This window comes from Geothrix sp. (genome assembly GCF_020622065.1).
In the GTDB taxonomy this organism is placed as follows: Bacteria; Acidobacteriota; Holophagae; order Holophagales; family Holophagaceae; genus Geothrix.
In genome coordinates this window covers 47559-64741 of record NZ_JAHRYQ010000002.1, presented here as the reverse complement: position 1 = coordinate 64741, position 17183 = coordinate 47559, and the positions used below count along the sequence as shown (strand labels likewise).

The 17183-nt window shown below is 67.7% G+C and carries 19 protein-coding genes and 1 pseudogene; 7 read left to right on the top strand and 13 right to left on the bottom strand.

Annotation, left to right across the window (positions count from 1 at the left end; genetic code table 11):
- A pseudogene (locus tag QZ647_RS09800) lies at positions 1 to 843 on the bottom strand (hypothetical protein); the annotation flags it as partial.
- A 36-nt stretch (positions 844 to 879) separates the two neighbouring features.
- Between QZ647_RS09800 and QZ647_RS09795 the strand changes: the two are divergent.
- The gene (locus QZ647_RS09795) at positions 880 to 1881 is read left to right on the top strand and encodes a glycosyltransferase family 9 protein (RefSeq protein WP_291271993.1); all 1002 of its coding nucleotides are present in this window, start codon (positions 880 to 882) and stop codon (positions 1879 to 1881) included.
- 6 nt (positions 1882 to 1887) lie between these two features.
- Here the strand turns inward: QZ647_RS09795 and QZ647_RS09790 are convergent, their stop codons facing one another.
- Positions 1888 to 2244 carry a cytochrome c3 family protein gene (locus QZ647_RS09790; RefSeq protein WP_291271992.1) on the bottom strand — a complete coding sequence of 119 codons (357 nt, stop codon included), beginning with the start codon at positions 2242 to 2244 and terminating at the stop codon, positions 1888 to 1890.
- Between the two features lie 291 nt (positions 2245 to 2535).
- Between QZ647_RS09790 and QZ647_RS09785 the strand changes: the two genes are divergently transcribed.
- Positions 2536 to 3534, top strand: a complete 999-nt coding sequence (locus QZ647_RS09785; protein WP_291271991.1) for a substrate-binding domain-containing protein — start codon at positions 2536 to 2538, stop codon at positions 3532 to 3534.
- Positions 3535 to 3601: 67 nt separating this feature from the next.
- Here QZ647_RS09785 and cysS read toward each other — a convergent pair whose 3' ends face one another.
- Entirely contained in the window at positions 3602 to 5053 is a 1452-nt protein-coding gene (gene cysS, locus QZ647_RS09780; protein WP_291271990.1) for a cysteine--tRNA ligase, read from the bottom strand.
- 52 nt (positions 5054 to 5105) lie between these two features.
- Between cysS and QZ647_RS09775 the strand changes: the two genes are divergently transcribed.
- Positions 5106 to 5735: a GAF domain-containing protein gene (locus tag QZ647_RS09775; RefSeq protein ID WP_291271989.1), complete on the top strand. Its 630-nt coding sequence runs from the start codon at positions 5106 to 5108 to the stop codon at positions 5733 to 5735.
- Here the strand turns inward: QZ647_RS09775 and QZ647_RS09770 are convergent.
- Positions 5723 to 6115 carry a thioesterase family protein gene (locus QZ647_RS09770; protein WP_291271988.1) on the bottom strand — a complete coding sequence of 131 codons (393 nt, stop codon included), beginning with the start codon at positions 6113 to 6115 and terminating at the stop codon, positions 5723 to 5725. The two genes, QZ647_RS09775 and QZ647_RS09770, sit on opposite strands and share 13 nt — an antisense overlap.
- A 66-nt stretch (positions 6116 to 6181) precedes the next feature.
- The gene (locus QZ647_RS09765) at positions 6182 to 6532 is read right to left on the bottom strand and encodes a hypothetical protein (protein WP_286355499.1); all 351 of its coding nucleotides are present in this window, start codon (positions 6530 to 6532) and stop codon (positions 6182 to 6184) included.
- Positions 6533 to 6699: 167 nt separating this feature from the next.
- Here QZ647_RS09765 and QZ647_RS09760 point away from each other — a divergent pair, with 167 nt between their 5' ends.
- Positions 6700 to 7107, top strand: coding sequence for a thioredoxin fold domain-containing protein (locus QZ647_RS09760; RefSeq protein WP_286355500.1), 408 nt, complete (start codon positions 6700 to 6702; stop codon positions 7105 to 7107).
- A 61-nt stretch (positions 7108 to 7168) separates the two neighbouring features.
- Here the strand turns inward: QZ647_RS09760 and QZ647_RS09755 are convergent, their stop codons facing one another.
- From QZ647_RS09755 to QZ647_RS09720, 8 genes are all read right to left on the bottom strand, one after another.
- Positions 7169 to 8689, bottom strand: a complete 1521-nt coding sequence (locus QZ647_RS09755) for a vWA domain-containing protein (RefSeq protein ID WP_291271987.1) — start codon at positions 8687 to 8689, stop codon at positions 7169 to 7171.
- Positions 8686 to 9642, bottom strand: coding sequence for a VWA domain-containing protein (locus QZ647_RS09750; protein ID WP_291271986.1), 957 nt, complete (start codon positions 9640 to 9642; stop codon positions 8686 to 8688). Before QZ647_RS09750 ends, QZ647_RS09755 begins: the two co-directional genes overlap by 4 nt.
- Positions 9639 to 10430, bottom strand: a complete 792-nt coding sequence (locus QZ647_RS09745) for a hypothetical protein (RefSeq protein WP_291271985.1) — start codon at positions 10428 to 10430, stop codon at positions 9639 to 9641. Before QZ647_RS09745 ends, QZ647_RS09750 begins: the two co-directional genes overlap by 4 nt.
- A gap of 32 nt (positions 10431 to 10462) precedes the next feature.
- Positions 10463 to 11227 carry a DUF58 domain-containing protein gene (locus QZ647_RS09740; protein WP_291271984.1) on the bottom strand — a complete coding sequence of 255 codons (765 nt, stop codon included), beginning with the start codon at positions 11225 to 11227 and terminating at the stop codon, positions 10463 to 10465.
- A gap of 47 nt (positions 11228 to 11274) precedes the next feature.
- Entirely contained in the window at positions 11275 to 12705 is a 1431-nt protein-coding gene (locus QZ647_RS09735) for a DUF4139 domain-containing protein (protein WP_291271983.1), read from the bottom strand.
- 100 nt (positions 12706 to 12805) lie between these two features.
- Positions 12806 to 13231, bottom strand: coding sequence for a hypothetical protein (locus tag QZ647_RS09730; RefSeq protein ID WP_291271982.1), 426 nt, complete (start codon positions 13229 to 13231; stop codon positions 12806 to 12808).
- Between the two features lie 84 nt (positions 13232 to 13315).
- Positions 13316 to 13981, bottom strand: a complete 666-nt coding sequence (locus QZ647_RS09725) for a YggS family pyridoxal phosphate-dependent enzyme (protein WP_291271981.1) — start codon at positions 13979 to 13981, stop codon at positions 13316 to 13318.
- A complete protein-coding gene (locus QZ647_RS09720; RefSeq protein WP_291271980.1) occupies positions 13978 to 14676 on the bottom strand; it encodes a hypothetical protein in 699 nt (232 codons plus the stop codon). Before QZ647_RS09720 ends, QZ647_RS09725 begins: the two co-directional genes overlap by 4 nt.
- Before the next feature lie 215 nt (positions 14677 to 14891).
- On the opposite strand from QZ647_RS09720, the gene QZ647_RS09715 reads away from it, so the two are divergent.
- The 3 genes from QZ647_RS09715 (at position 14892) to QZ647_RS09705 (ending at position 17168) form a co-directional block, all read left to right on the top strand.
- The gene (locus tag QZ647_RS09715; RefSeq protein WP_286355509.1) at positions 14892 to 15179 is read left to right on the top strand and encodes a co-chaperone GroES; all 288 of its coding nucleotides are present in this window, start codon (positions 14892 to 14894) and stop codon (positions 15177 to 15179) included.
- Between the two features lie 27 nt (positions 15180 to 15206).
- Complete coding sequence (gene groL / locus QZ647_RS09710; protein ID WP_291271979.1) at positions 15207 to 16832, top strand: chaperonin GroEL; 1626 nt, start codon at positions 15207 to 15209, stop codon at positions 16830 to 16832.
- A 135-nt stretch (positions 16833 to 16967) separates the two neighbouring features.
- Entirely contained in the window at positions 16968 to 17168 is a 201-nt protein-coding gene (locus tag QZ647_RS09705; RefSeq protein ID WP_291271978.1) for a hypothetical protein, read from the top strand.
- Positions 17169 to 17183: the final 15 nt, after the last annotated feature.

Here is a 17183-nt window from a genome sequence, read left to right as displayed (position 1 = left end):
CTTGATGCGGTCCATCTCCTCGCGGTCGATCCTTCGCGCGGGGACGCCGCCCCAGGTCTCCCCGGCCCCGACCCGGCTGCCCGGCAGCACCACGCTCTCCGGAAGGATCGTGGCGTCGTCTCCGATGATCACATCCCCCATGACGCAACAGGCCAGGCCCAGGGTGGCCCGGTGGCCCACCACCACGGGGGCGATGACGAGATTTCCGCCGCCCCCATAGTGGGCGAAGATGCGCACGCTGCCGCCGAGGGCCGCGTCATCGCCCACGGTGATGAGCTGGGGATCGCTGATGTATTCGGTGTTGATGAAGGCATGGCGGCCGATCTTCATGCCCATGGCCTTGAGGAACCAGACGCCGAAGGGCGTGAGGGTGACAAAGGGCAGGAAGGTGAACCGCACGAGGTAGAAGAGCCCGTTGTGGAGGAACCAGGGCAGGGCGTGCAGGGTGTAGTAGCCACCCTTGAAGGGTTTCACCCGGGTGGGCAGCGCCCAGTTGTAGAAGGGGATCACCACCAGCAGGGCGAGGCCGAACAAGAAGAAGCAGAGGGCCAGAGCGAACCCGGACAGGATCCAGGGCAGGGGCCCCGGGAGCCCCGCCGACCAGCGGTGGAAGAAGGGCCAGATCCACAGGGCCGGGGCCAGGGCCAGGCCCAGCGCGGTGGACGCCAGGGTGTACATCAGCAGGACCGCGAGCCCATAGGCGATGCGGGAGAACCGGCGCAACAGGCGATCCAGCCAATTCGTGGGCGGGGGATTCTTGGATTGATCCTTGGCGAAGGGCGCGGCACCTCCTGTACCAGGTCCTGCGGGCTCCGCCAAAGTGGCGCTTCGCTCCTGCTTCATGCTCATGCCTCCAGCGTAACGAAATAGGATGGAGGGATGGATCTGGTTCTGCTCCGCCTCTCCGCCCTCGGCGACATCCTCCGCGTCCTGCCCGCCTGGGCGAACCTGCGCGAAGCCTTCCCAGAGGGCCGGTTCAGGGCCGTGGTGGAGGATCGCCATGCTTTCCTCCTGGAGCCCCTGCCCTGGCTGGAGCCTGTGCTGGTGCGGCGGAAGCGGCTGTCGAACCCGTTGGTGGCCCTGGCGGAACTGAAGCGGGTGGCGGGTCTCATCGAAGACGCCGGGGCCAGCCTGGATTTCCACGGCATCCTCAAGGCGGCGCTGATCCCGAGGCTGGCCGCTGTGCCTGAGCGCTGGGGCGATGGGGTGACCAAGGAATTCGCGGGCTCCCTCCAGACCCAGCCGTTGGCTTTCCGGCACCAGACCCGGTACGACCAGGCGCTGGGATTGGCGGAGGCCTTCGGCCGGAGCCGGGGCATCCCGGGCCTTGGGCGCTTCCGGCCGGTCCTGGAGCGGGTGGAGCTGCCGGACCCCGGAGCCATCTGGACGCAGGCTTCAAAACCCCGCCTGGTGTTGGTGCCCGGCGCCTCCCGCCGGGGGGCCATCAAGCGCTGGCCCCTGCATCACTGGATCACCCTGGCCCACCTGCTGAAGGACCGCTGCGACCTGCGCTGGTCGCTGGGGCCCGAGGAGGAGGAGCTGCGCGGCTGGTTGCCGGGGGCCACGGGCGTGGCCGCCCTGCCGCGCCTGGGGTTCTGGCAACTGGCGTCGGCGTTGCGCCAGGCGGACCAGGTGGTGGCGCCGGACACCGGGCTTCTGCACCTGGCGGTGGTGCTCGGTGTTCCGGCCCTGGGCCTCTACGGCTCCAGCGACCCGGTGGTGGCTGGGTTGCCGGCAGGCGCAGGGCAGATCCTCCGCACGGGCATCAGCTGCTCGCCCTGCCGCGAGCGGGCCTGCCAGCGACGGCAATGCCTGGAGGAACTGCCGCCGGACCAGGTGGCCGCGGCTATCGTGCTCAGCCCCAGGTCGCGCCGGGACTAAACAGTCCTACTTCATATTGAACTTGAACTTGCCCTGGTGGCATTCGAGGCATTTCACCACGGGGGGCACATGCTGCCGGTGGCACTCGGTGCAGGCGATCTCGCCCTCGTGGGAATCGTGGGGGTTGGGCTTGGCGTCCTTCGTCAGGGCTTTCATGGCCGGATAGTCCCCGTGGCAGGCCATGCAGGACTCCGAAGCCACAGCCTTCTTGGTGGGCTTCTCCTCTTTGTGGCAGTCGAAGCAATGGACGCCCGCCTTGGTATGGAGGGGCGTGAGCTTGTGCGTCTTGGCCTCCTGGGCCAGCGTGGTCGAGGCCCAGAGGCATCCGAGGAGGAGGGTGGCGAGGAGGTGGGTGCGCGTCATGGCAGATCCCTTGGGGCCGTTGGATGCGAGCGCCATTCGGAAAGGGGATTCCCTCGTCGGGGGGATCACTTTTCGGGACAGCGGAGATGAAGGTGGATTGGTCTTTTCAGAGGTCCAAGTGATCCAGGTCACCTTTCAGCGGTGGGGGCAGGCGGCCTGGGGGTGGATAGATATTATGACCTATAGGGCATTTATGTTGCACCCTTCTCTTCCACCTGCTCCATCGCAAGTTCAGAGGAACGGAAAGCGTGCAGGCTCCGACCATTCTCAACACCTGATCGAGGGATCCCTATGGGAACGAACCGCATCCACCTGGCATCGAACCTGATCCTAGCGGCCGGGATGTCCTGCTTCGGATTCTTGCAGGCCCAGTCGGCCCAGACCCGGGCGAAGGTGCCCACCTCCATCCCCCGCTACCAGCCGGCGGCCGCGGTGAAGGGTCCCGTTGATCTCATTGGCACGGATGCGCTTGCCGACCTTGGAGAAGAGTGGGCCGCCAGCTTCAAGAAGTTCCATCCCGAATCCAACCTGATCTTCCGCCCCAAGCTCACCAAGGATGCGGCGAAGGAATTCGCCGCGGGAACCTCCCTGCTGATCATCACGGCCCGGGAGTTCACCCCGGATGAGACCAAGGCCTTCCAGACGAAGTTCGGCTACATGCCCATGCGCATCCCGATCTGTCTGGATTCCAACATCGTGTTCGTGAACAAGAACAACCCGATCACCTCCATCAGCATGGAGCAGCTGGATGCCATCTACTCCGCGAACCGGCAGGGGGGCGCCAAGGCCCCTGCGGTGGTGTGGGGGGATCTGGGGCTCAAGGGCGAGTGGGCCAAGCTGCCCATCCATGCCTATACCCGGGAAGCGGGGACGGCCACCCGGGTCTCGATCGCGGAGAAGGTCCTGCTCAACGGTGAGTTCCGCCCTGGAATCCTGGACCGCAACGATGCCTCCTCGCTGGCCGAGGCCGTGATGACTGATCAGAGCGGCATTGCCATCGCCACCATGGCGTCCTGGTATTTCGCCAACAAGGTGCTGCCCGTGGTGCCCTATCGCGGAGAGGATGCCCGGCTCCCGACCCAGGAGAATGTGACCACGAGCCGGTACCCCATGCCCCGCCTCTATTACGCCTACCTGAATCGGGAACCCGGCAAGCCTCTGCCGCCCGTCACCAACGAGATCATCCACTTCCTGCTCACCCAGGAAGGGCAGAATGCCGTGGCGGATACGGGTCTGTTGCCCGGCCCTCCGGAGTTCATCACCATCGCCCTCCGGCGCCTCAGCCGGTAGAGGGGCGGAAGTCCCAGCGCGAAACGGCCCCGATCCCGGGGCCGTTTCATTGGCGTGAAGCCGGCCTTCAACCTCGGCGCCAGCCCACCGTGCCGTCCTTGCGGTCCTCGAGGACGATGCCCAGGGCCTTGAGCTGATCACGGACTCGGTCGGCTTCGGGCCAGTTCTTCGCGGCCTTGGCGGCCCGGCGGGCTTCGATGAGGGCCTCGACCTCGGCATCCAGGCTGGCCTCCTCGTGGGGCCAGGCGGCGAAGATGGTATCGGTCTCGTCCAGGAAGGCCAGCACAGCGTCGCGCTCCTCCCGGCTGAGGGCCGCATGGTCATCGTGGGCATTGAGGTCGCTGATGAGGGTGAAGATGGCCGCCAGGGCCTCGGGGGTGTTGAGGTCATCGGCCATGGCCGCCCAGAACTGCTCGCGGGCCTGATTCAGGCGGATGGCAGGCTCGATGGCTTCGGCCCAGGGTCCGCCCCCGGGCTGGCCTTCGCCCTCCATCCGCTTGCGGAAGGCCCGGATGCGCTTGAGGGAATTCTCCGCGGCCCGCAGGCCCTCGAAGCTGAAGTTCAGCACCTTGCGGTAGTGGTTGCTCTGGATGGCGTAGCGCAGGGCGATGGGATCCACCCCCTTGGCCACGAGGTCGCGCAGCGTGAAGAAGTTCCCCAGGCTCTTGGCCATCTTCTGGCCCTCGACCATGAGGAACTCGCCGTGAACCCAGTGGTTGACCCAGCGGTGCCCAAGGCAGCCTTCGCTCTGGGCGATCTCGTTCTCGTGGTGGGGGAAGATGAGGTCGACGCCCCCGCTGTGGATGTCCACGCGCTCGCCCAGCAGCTCCAGGCCCATGGCCGAGCACTCGATGTGCCACCCGGGCCGCCCGGGACCCCAGGGGCTGTCCCACCAGGGTTCGCCGGGCTTGGCCGCTTTCCACAAAACGAAGTCGGTGACGGAGTCGCGCTCGTATTCGTCGGCGTCCACGGAGGCGCCCGCCTGCATGCCCTCGCGATCCAGGTGGGCCAGGCAGCCGTACTGGGGCAGTCCGGCGATGCGGTAGTAGACGCTGCCTTCCCTGGGGTAGGCCAGGCCCTTGGCTTCAAGGGCCTGCACCAGCCCGATCATCTGCGGGATGTAGGCCGTGGCCCGGGGGAGGAAATCCGCCTTCTGGACCTGCAGGGTCTCCAGGTCCTCGAGGAAGATCCCGGTGAAGCGATCCGTGAGGGCTCTCATGGCCTCATGCCGGGCTTCGTTGGAGGCGTCGGCGGGCAGGGCGCCCTGGGAATCCCGGATGATCTTGTCCTCGACATCCGTGATGTTCATGCAGTGCCGGACATCATGACCTGCGGCCTGGAAGGTCCGCTTGAGGAGATCCTGGAACAGGAAGGTCCTCAGGTTCCCGATGTGGGCGAAGTTGTAGACGGTGGGCCCGCAGGTATACAAAGAGACGGTGCCGGGCACCACGGGCACCACGGGCTCGATCCTTCGTGTCAGGGTATTGAACAGGGAGATCTGCCGACGCATCTTCTTCATGGTTCTAGGTAACCATCATTGGCCGTCGCGCCATAGCCCCTCAGGGTTCCAGATGAGTCTCTTCAGCGGAAAATCCAAGGACGATGCGTTGGCCGAACGGGAGGGCAGGGTGGCCCAGCTGGAGCGCGAACTCCGGGCCCTCCAGGGGCGGCTGGACAGCACCGAGGAACTGGTGCGGCATCTGGACGAGGACCGGGACCTCCTCCTGGGGGCCCTGGAGCGCCTCCGGCCAGGACGGACCCCCCTGGAGCTCAGCGAAGCCCTCCTGGAAGTCTGCTTCAAGCCCCTCGGGCTGGCCTGCTTCTATGTGGCCCTGGCGGACTGGGAGGGCGATCAGCTGAATTTCGTGCTCTATCACGAGGGGGGGCGGGCCCGGCAGCACCCCTCCCGGCGCCTGTCGGACCGGGCCGGGCTCTCCGAGCGGGTCCTCGCCAACCGTCGGTCGGTCTACATCCGCACCCTGGAGGAAGGCACGGCCGCCGGCAGCCTGCTCACACCCGCGGAGCAGGCCACAGGGCTCATCCCCCATTCCTGGTACGGCGTGCCCCTGGGCTGGGGCCCCCGACCGGCGGGCCTGGTGAGCTTCCAGAGCTTCCAGACGGATGCCTTCAGCGACAGTCGGCGCCGGGTCATGGAGGCCCTGGCGGCCCTGCTGTCCACCTGCCTCGATCAGGGCCGCTGAACCAGGGTCAGCAGATCCTCGGGGAGCACCCGGGCGCGATTGTCGGAGCCCGCCACCAGGTGGGTGCTCTCGCCTTCGGCCAGCAGGACCCCGTCCCGCTCGATGCGGTACCCGAACACGATGCGGCGACGCCCGGTTTCCCGGAGGAAGGTCCGCACCTGCACCAGCTCGTCGTAGCGGGCCGGTGCGCGGAACCGCACCCGGATCTCGTTCACCACCAGCCGCACGCCGCGGGCTTCCCATTCGGCATAGCTCTGGCCGAGCTCGCGCAGGAAGTCGCTGCGCCCCAGTTCCATCCACACCGGATAGGTGGCGTGGTGGACGATGCCCATGGCATCGGTCTCGGCATAGCGCACGCGGAGTTCGGTCAGGGATTCCATGGCTCCAGCCTACACAAAGAAGCCCCGCCGGAGCGGGGCTTGAAGTAGCACGGACCGGGCTCCCGGTTACTCGACGGTGACGCGGACGTGATCGCCCTTATCCGTGGTGATTTCCAGGAGCAGGTCGCCGGCCTTGGCGTCGGACAACAGCTTCTGGAGCTGTTCGGGTTTCATGCCCTTCCTGGTCTCGCCGTTGACCTTGATCTCGCCTTCGCCGGCCATGTCGAGGACGCCCTTGGCCAGGCTGATGGGCATGCGGATGTGGACTTCCGTGGGGCCGTCCACGCCCTTCTGCTTGTGGTGGTGCTGCATCATCGTCTTGGAGACGATGTCCACCTTGATGAACCGCGCGCTCTGCGCGGCCAGGGGAAGACTGAGGCTGGCCGCCAGGGCCAGCGGAATCATGATGGCGCGCATGGGCGGCCTCCTTGGTGGGGATGGGGTTCGGCACTTGCCGGTCGCATGGGATTACGGACTGCCATCCTGGAGGATTAGCCTGGGTATCCTGATGGGTCGGAACGAATTTCCGGTTGTCGCCATCCAAACCCCATGCGGCCTGGCCGCCCCTTTCCCGGAGTCCTAGCATGAAGTCCCTCGCCGCCCTCCTGCTCATCGCCGCGCCCCTGGTGGCCCAGGGACCCGTGAAGTGGGAGCACGACTACCAGGCTGCCCTGAAGCGCGCCAAGGCCGAAAAGAAGGTCATCTTCATGGACCTCTGGGCCGAATGGTGCGGGCCCTGCCAGCACCTGCAGAAGAATGTCTTCCCCAGCGCCGAGGGTGCCGCCGCCCTGGCCAAGGTCGTACCCTACTCGGCCCTGGTGCAGAAGCGGGATGGGACCCCCCTTCCTGAGGGCACCAAGCTGGCCGACCAGTTCAAGCTGAGCGCCTTCCCGACCCTGGTCATCCTCGACGCGAACGGCAAGGAGATCCGCCGCCAGGTCGGCGCCTTCCGCACCGGCACCGAGTTCGCCGCCTGGCTGGGTAGCAAGTAGCTGACGGTTTTCAGCCTGGACCTTGAAAAGGCGGCCATCTGGCCGCCTTTTTTGATCCCCTTTAGATGTCCCTTACTCCACCCGCCGACTTCGGCGGTTTGGGCAGGCGCTGCTTGAGACCCTCCAGCTCGTCCTGCTGGGCGCCCATGCTGGGGCGGGGCGGGGGTGGCGGGGGCGGTTTCTTGGGATCGGGCGGTGGCGGGGGCGTGGCGTCCCGCACAAGGGTCTGCAGATCGTGGATGGCCTCCCGCTGACCCGGTTGTTCCAGGAGCAGCCGTTCCAGTAGGGCGCGGGCTTCGGCGGGCCGCTGGGCATCGAGGTGGGCGCGGGCGGCCAGCAGCAGGGCCGGGGCCCGCCAGGCGGGAACCGGGCGCGGGGAGCCCTGGCCCACCAAGGGGGAGAGGACTTTCAGGGCATCCTCGGGGAAGCCGGTCCGCAGGTCGATCTGGGCGGCCAGGAGGACATGGGCGGGCTTGGCGTCCGAGGGGCGCCAGTGCCGGGCTCCGGGCAGATCGCCCCCCTCGATGGCCCGCTGGGCCAACCACGCCTTCACGCTGGCCGGGGCCCAGAGCCGCCCCGGAGGGCTCTGGGCGCGCAGGGCTGGCGCGGCCAGCGCCAGGGCCAGGAGCAAGATGGGGCGCCAGCGGGCCATGGGCTTCCCGGCGAAGGCCAGCCAAAGGGCCAGCCCGACCAGGGCCAGCCAGGCTCCAGCTTCGGGGTGCGCCGGCTGGAGGGAGCGCCGGGCCGGCAGGGGTAGCTTCCCCGCGGCCAAGGCCTGAAGTCCCGCGGCGGCAGCCTCGCCATCCTTGAACACCTGCCCGCCCGTGGCCTGGGCGAGGTGCGCGAGGAAGTCGGGATGGGCGGTGCTGACTGCGGGCTCGGCACTGGAGACTGCAGCCTGGGCGCCGGTCCGGGGCGGCACCGCATGGGGTTGGCCGTCCCCGTAGGCGAGCACGCAGACGGGCAACCGGGCCTTTTTGAGAGCCTCGACGGCCCTGGGCAGGGCTTCCTCCGGTGACTCCCAGGTCTCCTCGCCGTCGCTGAGCAGCAGGATCACTGCCGGAGTGTCCCGGTCCGCCTGGGCCGCCACCTGGGGCAGGCCCCGGCCCAGGCTCGTGCCGGGGGATCCGGTATCGCCGGGGGCCACGGCGCGCAGAGCTTCCCGGAGGAGGGTCCGATCCTCACCGGGAGGCTGGACAGGGATGGCGTCGCCCGTGAGCAGGTCCAGGCCCCAGCGGATACCGGGTTGGGGGTGGGACCAGATGCGATCCAGGGCGGTCACGGCCGCCTCCCACCGGGTCCGCCCCTCCGCATCGGGCACGGCCATCGATCGGCTGGCATCCAGCACCACATGGACCGTGAGCCGCGGGAACTCCGGCAGGCCCCAGCGGGGCTCCGCCAGGCCGAGGCCCAGGCCGGCCAGGATCAGGGCCAGGCCCAGTCCCTGCCAGAGCGGTCGTTGGCCCACGACCTGCACACCCAGACCCGGCTGCAGGTGGGCGCGGAGGGCGAGCCCCAGCACCAGCAGGATCGCGAGGCCGAAGGGCGCCAGGAGGCCCGGGTGGGTGAAGGGCAGGTTCATGGTCCCACCACCCAGGCGGGCCGCGGGCGACCCCGCTTGAAGGCGAGGTCGAGGGCCAGCGGGAGGATCAGCAGGGCGGCGGCCAGCAGGCACCAGCGGGCCAGGGGCTGGCCCTCGGTGGGTGGATCCACGGGCAGGAGGGTCTTCTCCAATTGATCCACCGCGGCCAGGCTGCGGGCGAGTCCGCCCGGATCCTCGGCGCTGAAGGACTCCCCGCCCGTGAGGTGGGCGATCTCCTTGAGCGTGGCGTGGTCCACTTCCACGCGGAGACGCGCGAAGCCGCCGCCCTCCAGGGGCACCAGGCTCTCGCCGTCGGTGCCCAGGGCCACCGTATGGATGCGGATGCCGTTGTGGTGGGCTTCCTCCGCCGCCTCCTGGGGCGTGACCCGGCCGCGGTTCTGGACGCCGTCGGTGATGAGCAGGATGACCCGGCTCCGGGCGGGGCTGTCCTCCAGGCGGCGCACGGCGGTCATGAGGGGCGAGCCGATGGCCGTGCCGTCGTCCCGGCTGTCGAGGTCGAGCCGGGCCAGCATCCGCAGCAGGCGCGTGTGATCCGAGGTGAGGGGGCTGAGGGTCACCGGGTGGGCGCTGAAGAGCACCAGCGCGAAGCGGTCCTCGGGACGCCGCAGGACGAACTGGGCGAGGGTGCGGCGGGCCGCGTGCCAGCGATCCTCGTCCGGCCGGTCGAGAATCTGCATGCTGCTGCTGCCATCGAGCACCACCGCGAAATCCACCACGGGAGCGAGGCCTCGCAGGGGGCGTCGCCATTCAGGACCGGCTGCGGCCAAGCCCAGGGTCAGAGCCACCAGCGGAGGCAGCCAGTGGGAACTGAGCCGCGCCAGGCGACCCGAGGGACGCGAAGCGGGGATTCCCCAGCGGTAGACCACGCGCCAGGCCCAGATCACCAGGGGCACGGCCACCAGCAGCAGCAGGGGATGGCGCAGGCCGATCATGCGCCTTCCTTTCCGCCGCCGCGGGTGTCCAGGGCGGCCAGCAGGGGGTCGGAGGCGGGGAAGGGCGGCTCCGTGCGGCCGAAGCGGGCCGCATCGAGGCTCTTCGCCCACTGGTCCCAGGGGTCGAGGTTGCGGGCCTGGAACTCCGCGGGCCCCCAGGCCCGGGCAGCCTCCCCGAAGCGGGCGGCCAGCAGGTCCCGACCGATGCCATGCGCGGCGTCCAGGGTCGCCCGGTCCTTGTTCACGGGCGGCCACTGGCGCCGGAAGCCAAGGGCCGCATGGCGGAGGCGGCGCTGGCCGGAGCCTTGACGCCAATGGCGGATGCCCCAGGCCAGAAGGGCCAGGGGCGGCAGCAGCAGCAGGGAGGCCCAGGCCCAGGGGAAGGGGATGGCCGGCAGGCGATCGTCATTGCCGCCGCCGAACCCCACCCAGGGCCCGCCGTAGGGGATGGTGCGGGGCACCTCCAGGCGCAGTTCCGGGCTCCGCTGCCCGTTGCCCAGATCCAGCGCGGGAATCACCGCCGGGCCCGGCTCCAGGGCTTGCACCTGGAAGCGCCAGCCCCGGCCATCCGGGAGGGGTTCCATGGCGCGCAGACGCAGCGGGCCCAGGCGGTCCTCCACCGTGGGGCGCGGCAGGGCGGGCCGGGTGGGGTCCTCCTCCCGCAGCTCCAGCGCCTGCAGTTCGCCCAGGTTCAGCTGGGCCGGCGCTTTCCACGCGGGCGCGGCGGAGGCTGCCAGGTTCGCCAGCATCAGGATCGTGCCGGGAATTCGCAGGCGAATTCCCGGCATGGACGGGCCATTGGAGGAACCTCCGGCCTCCATCACGCTCCCCCCGCCCGGAGCCACGCATTCAGCTTCACCACGGGATCCTCCAACAGATCCCAGCGCTGCCGTTCGATGGTGGGGGAGAAGCCCGGATCGGGCCAGGTCATGCCCTGGCGATCTTCGGGCGCCTCGGGTTGGAACCACACCAGGCGATGCCGCGTGGCGAGGGGCTTGAGCAGCGGAGCCAGGCCCTGCAACCCCGCTCCGTTGCTGAAGAGCCAGAGGCGGTGGCCCTTCCCGTGCTGGCCCCAGTGGCCGAGCGCCTCACGCCAGGCGGCCTCGGTCGGGAGGGAGGGCCCCCGTTCCGCCAGGGTCTCGAGGATGCGGAGGCCGTGGATGCGCCCCCGTTTGGGTGCGATGCGCAGGGCGGGCGTGCGGCCATCCCCGGGAACGATCAGGCCCAGGCGATCCCCCGTGGTCTGCAGGGTGGCGAAGGCCGCGCCGCAGAGCTCCAGGGCCCAGCGCAGGGGCGAGACGGGATCGCCCAGGAACATGGACGGCGAGGGATCCACCACCAGCCACAGCACCAGGTCGCGGCTGCTTTCGAACCGCTTGAGGATGGGCTCGCCGGCCCGGGCTGTCAGGGGCCAGTTGATGAAGCGGGGATCGTCGCCGGGCACATAGGGCCGGTTCTCCACGAAGGTGAGGCCGGCGCCCTTGAACCGGGAGGGATGCAAGCCCTCCGTGCCCCCGGCCAAACGCCCGCGCAACCGCAGCGGCAGGCGTCGCAGGCGGGCGAGAAAGCGGGCGGGAAGGGGCATGGAAGGTCAGTATGGCGGATTTCAGGCCCGGAGTTCGAAGACCCCTCCTACCACTTCACCCGCACCCGATAGGTCAAGGTGGCGCTGCCTTCGGCGGGCACGGTCACCTTGAACCGGGCCGTTCCGGCAGCTTCTTTGACGGCGGGGTGGCTGCTTTGCAGAATTTCCCAGTCGCCCGGCAGGGGCTCCAGCACGCTCACGGTGACGGATTCCTTCTTGGCGTTCTTCAGCACGATCTCGAAGGCGCTTTCGTGGACGCTGCCGAACTTCCCCTGGCGGCCCAGGCTCTTGTAGTCGGTCTGCTTGCGCTTGGCGGTCACATCGAAGGCGTCTCCCAGCTTCAGGCGCACCAGCTCGTTCTTGGGCGTGTGGTCCACATTGTCTTCGCCCACGAACTGGGCGCGGCCTTCGCTGTCGCGCTTGTAGACGCGGAGGATGCCCTTGGGCAGGGGCATGCCCAGGCGGCTGGATTCCTTGTTGTCGAACTCGACGAAGACGCCCACCTTCTGCTTCTCGCCCAGGTCGCCGTAGCTGCCGGAGTAGTAGTAGGTCTGGCCCCGGAGCAGGTACTCCTTGCGCACCGGCACGCCGCTGGCGCTCAGCAGGGCCACCTGTTTGGTCTGGTTCACGGCCAGGGTGGTGGGGCGGTCCAGGGTGTAGAGGTGGTATTCGAAGAGGCTTTCCTCGGCCATCTTGGGTGCCGGCGCAATGGCCCTCTCCATCATGGCACCCACGGCATAGGCCCGGTCGGGCCGCTCCTTGGCCCGGTTCACATCCCCCGCCACCAACTGGAGGGTCGCGTTGGGATAGGCGGCCCCGCTCTGGTTGGTGAGGGTCACCCAGCCGCTGAGATCCAAGGTCTTCTCGTCGGAAGCGAGGTTGGCCACATAGTCGGCACGCCAGGAGAGGCCGCCCGTGAGGTAGCTCAGCTCCAGCTGCTGGGCCCGGTCTGCGCCGCTGTTGAGGGTGATGACGAGGGTGGGCCGGGCGCGCAGGTTGCCGGGCACCTTCGGATAGATGAGGCGGCCGGGCACGCTGGTCTCGATGCGGTCGGCGAACTGCAGCACGGTGCCGTTGTTGGTGGCCAGCACCGTGGCCTCCTCTCGCACCTCCTTCGACCCCGCGCCGGAGTCGTTGGGCACGGTGCGCACCACCGTTACTTTCTCGCCGACATATTTTTCCAGCAGCTTCTGAGGGGTGAGCAGGTCGAAGTCGAAGTTCTGCTCCGCCACCCAGAAATCCTTCGGGGCCGTGAGGTTGCGCAACAGGGCCGTCTCGGGTCGGATCTGGGCCGAGACCTCCTGGAAGGCCAGCCGGGCCTCGCCCCTGGGCAGCCGTACCTCCCGCAGGTCCTTCACCAGGGCCAAGTTGTCGTTGTAGATCGTCACCGCCAGGCCCTTCTGGTCCTTGAGCGTGGTGACGGATTCCTGGGCGGCCAGAAGCGACGGCAGGACAGCGAGCAGCAGGGCAGGGCGCATGGGATCTCCGGGAGGGACGGGCAGGGTGCCCGATATCAGGTCATGCCGTGAGGAAGAACATCCTTTCAAAGAAACAGCTAAGGATCACCTCCCAGACCCCCTAGACCAGCTTCCCTTCGCCTGCCAGCTCCTGGATTCGCGCCAGGGCCGAGTCCAGCTGGCCCTGCAGCAGCTTTTCGGCACCCATCATGGCCATCATCATGGGGATGTCGGCCTCGTCCACCAAGCGCAGGGTGCTGCCTTCCCCAGCCGCCGCGATCTCGAAGCGCAGCTCGTGGTCGAACATCTTCTTCGCGCCGGGCACCAGGCTCACGAGCTGGCCAGGTGTGCGGGTCTTGGCCACGAGCTCCTGCGGCATCTTCATGCCCATGACCTCGATGACATAGCTGTGCCGGTCGGCCTCGCCCTGGAAGTTCATGGCCGCCGGCTCGAGGAAGGTGCGGTGCTTGGACAGGTCGGAGAGGAAGCCGTAGAGCGCGTCGGCGCTGACCGGAAGGGTGGCAGTGGCGGTCTTGATCGTGGTCATCTGGGCTCCGGAGGATGAGAGAGTCATCCAATCACGAAGCGTCGAAGATCGCGAGGCCTACCTCCGGGAAGGTGGCCCGGCACCTCAGTACCGGCGCTCACCGAAGAACGCGGTGCCGATGCGGATCTGATCGGAGCCGGCCGTCACGGCGGCTTCGAGGTCGGCGCTCATGCCCATGCTGAGGCGCAAGGGCAGGCCGAGCTCCTGCTGAAGGCGCTCGCGCAGGGCCGCCAGCTGGGTGAAGGCGGCCCCGTCGTCTGGAGGCGGGATGGCCATGAGGCCGCGGAGGGGGAGATGCGGATCGCCGCTCAGGGCCGCGAGCAGCTGGGGCAGATCGGCCTCTGCACAACCGCCCAGCTTGGTGGCCTCGTCCCAGAGGTCCACCTGGATCCAGACGGGCCGCACGACGCCGAGCTCTCCGGCCAGATGGCGCAGGCGTTCGGCGAGTTCGGGGCGGTCGAGGCTCTGGATTTCCGCGAAATGCTGGAGGGCCGGCTTGGCCTTGTTCCGTTGGAGGGGCCCCAGGAGCACGAAGGCGAGGTCCGGCGCCGCGGCGGCCTTGTCGGCGCCTTCTTGCACATAGTTCTCGCCGAAGCGGCCGAAGCCGAGGGCCGCGGCCTCCTGGATCAGGGCCAGGGGCTGCTTCTTGGAGACCGGCAGCAGCTCGACGCCGCCCGGGTCGCGGTCCGCCGCCTCGCAGGCGCGGCGGATGCGGGCCCGCAGCCCCTCGATGCGCTCGGCCAGGCTCACGGCAGGAAAAGGATCCGCTGACAGGACTCGCAGACCACGGCTCCCTTGGCTTCCTTCAGCTGGAAGAGGAAGGGGCCACGGAGCTTGACATGGCATCCGGAGCAGGCGCCGTTCTCGACGGGGACGACCACGCGGCCCTGGCGGGCGTGGGCCAGGCGATGGAAACGGGCCACCTCGGGCGGCGCCAGCTTGGCTTCGAGGGCGGCCTGCTGGGCCTTGAGCTTCTTTCGTCCTTCCACCTGGTTGGCGTGCTCATCGAGGAATACGCCGTGCAGTTCGTCGAACTGGACCTGGAGGGTGGCCCGCTCGGCTTCGAGCGCCGCGAGGGCCTGCTCAAGCGCTTTGGCTTCGGTCTCGAGGGCCTTCAGGGGCCGGGCGATCTGAGAGCGCATGCGCTCTTTCTCGTCCAGCTCGCGGATGGCGGCGGTGTACTGGATCTTCTGGCTGGTGGTCTTGACCGCGGCGCGGGCGCGCTCTTCGTCCTTCTCGGCCTGGATCAGCTCTTTGGATTTCAGCTGGATGTAGGTCCGGGCGGTCTCGAGGGCCTTGGTCTTGTCGGCGGTCTGCTTTTCGATGGCCTTGAGGCGGGCGTCCAGCGATGCAAGATCCGGAGGCAGGGCCGATAGGTCTCGTTCGATGGTTCGGAGGTAGTCCAGGGTGGCTTGCAGGTCGCGCAGGGTCGCCAAGTGTTCCATGTAGTCGAGGCTACACCTCAAACCGGAAACCGAAGCCGATTTCAAGATGTAATCCAAACAAGAAGAAAATCTAATATAAATAAACTAAGATTTTGTCGTGCCCCGCATCTTTCAGCCTTGACCGGGGTTTCGGGGAGTGCCAGACTTGGCACTCGCTGTTGGTGAGTGCTAACAGCCCCCTTCGTTCCTTTTCACTTTCTTTCCAAGGAGGTCCCATGGCCATCAAGCCTCTGTCCGACCGCGTGGTGCTCAAGCGCGTCGACGCAGCCGAAACCGTCAAGGGCGGCATCATCATCCCCGACACCGCCAAGGAGAAGCCCATGGAGGCTGAAGTGGTGGCCGTCGGCGAGGGCAAGATCAACGAGAACGGCACCCGCAACCCGATGTCCGTGGCGGCTGGCCAGAAAGTGCTGATCGGCAAGTACAGCGGCACGGAAGTGAAGATCGACGGCGTCGATCATGTGATCGTGCGCGAAGACGAGATTCTCGCGATCGTCGGCTAAGACACCCAAGAGACCAAGGAGATACACATGGCCAAGTCCATCATCTATGCCGAAGATGCCCGCCAGGCGATCCTGCGCGGCGTGAACAAGCTCGCCGACGCGGTGCAGGTCACCCTCGGCCCCAAGGGCCGCAATGTCCTCATCGAGAAGAAGTTCGGCTCCCCGCTCATGACCAAGGACGGCGTCACCGTCGCCAAGGAGATCGAGCTCAAGGACAAGCACGAGAACATGGGCGCCCAGCTGGTGCGTGAGGTCGCCTCCAAGACTTCCGACATCGCCGGCGACGGCACCACCACCGCCACCGTGCTGGCCCGCGCCATCTACCGCGAGGGCATCAAGGCCGTCGTGAGCGGCGCCAACACCATGGAGATCAAGAAGGGCATCGACCTCGCCGTCGATACCGTCGTGGCCGCCATCGACGAGATCAAGAAGCCCGTCGAGGGCAACGCCATCGCCCAGGTCGGCACCATCTCCGCCAACGGCGACGCCGAGATCGGCAAGATCATCGCGGAAGCCATGGCCAAGGTCGGCAAGGACGGCGTCATCACGGTGGAAGAGGCCAAGGGCCGCGACACCGAGCTGACCGTGGTCGAGGGCATGCAGTTCGACCGTGGCTACCTCAGCCCCTACTTCGTGACCAACCCCGACCAGATGAAGGTCGAGCTGGAGAACCCCTACATTCTCGCCTACGAGAAGAAGGTCTCCAACATGCGCGACCTCCTGCCCCTGCTGGAGCAGGTCGTCAACAGCCGCCGCCCCCTGCTGATCATCGCCGAGGATGTGGACGGCGAAGCGCTGGCCACCCTCGTGGTGAACAAGATCCGCGGCACCCTGAATGTGGCCGCCGTGAAGGCTCCCGGCTTCGGCGACCGCCGCAAGGCCATGCTGGAAGACATCGCCATCCTGACGGGCGGCAAGGCCATCAGCGAGGACCTGGGCCTCAAGCTCGAGAACCTCACGCTGGCTGACCTCGGCAGCGCCAAGAAGATCGTCATCGACAAGGAGAACACCACCATCGTCGAGGGCGCCGGTGCCAGCGAGGCCATCCAGGGCCGCGTGAAGCAGATCCGCGCCCAGGTCGAGGTCTCCACCAGCGACTACGACAAGGAGAAGCTGCAGGAGCGTCTGGCCAAGCTCGTGGGCGGCGTCGCCGTGATCAAGGTGGGCGCGGCTTCCGAGACCGAGATGAAGGAGAAGAAGGCCCGCGTGGAAGATGCCATGCACGCCACCAAGGCCGCCGTGGAAGACGGCATCGTGGCTGGCGGCGGCGTCGCGCTGCTCCGCAGCCTGACCAAGCTCGCCGCGCTGAAGCTCACCGGCGACCAGGCCACCGGCGTGGACATCGTCCGCAAGTCCCTGGAGGAGCCCCTCCGCCAGATCGCCAACAACGCCGGCGTCGAAGGCTCCGTGGTCGTCAACGCCGTCCGCGAGGGCAAGGACAACTACGGCTACAACGCCGCCACCAACGAGTACGGCGACATGGTCAAGTTCGGCGTCGTCGATCCCGCCAAGGTGACCAAGTCCGCCCTGCGCAACGCCGCCTCCGTGGCCTCCATGATGCTGACCACCGAAGCCATCATCACCGAGATCCCCGAGCCCAAGTCCGCGGCTCCCGCGGGCCCCGGCATGGGCGGCATGGAAGACATGTATTAATCAGCCGCTTTGCAGTTCGTGAAAACGCCCCGCATATGCGGGGCGTTTTCAATCCCGAACTCCGCAGGGGCGGGATGTGATCGAAGCCCGCCCCGGGACTGAGGTACCCTGGCATTTCCTACTTAGGAGTCACCCATGAAGAAGTTCCTCGTTTCGCTCGCGGTCGCGGCCTTCGCCGTCACCGCCTTCACTCAGGACAAGCCCAAGGAGGCGGTCGCCCCCAAGGCCTGCAAGGAGTGCTGCAAGGCCGATAAGACGACCTGTAAGGGGGATAAGGCGTGCGATAAAAACGCCGACTGCAAGAAGGCCGACTGCCCTAAGGCCAAGAAGGCTTAACTATCTTTGATTTCT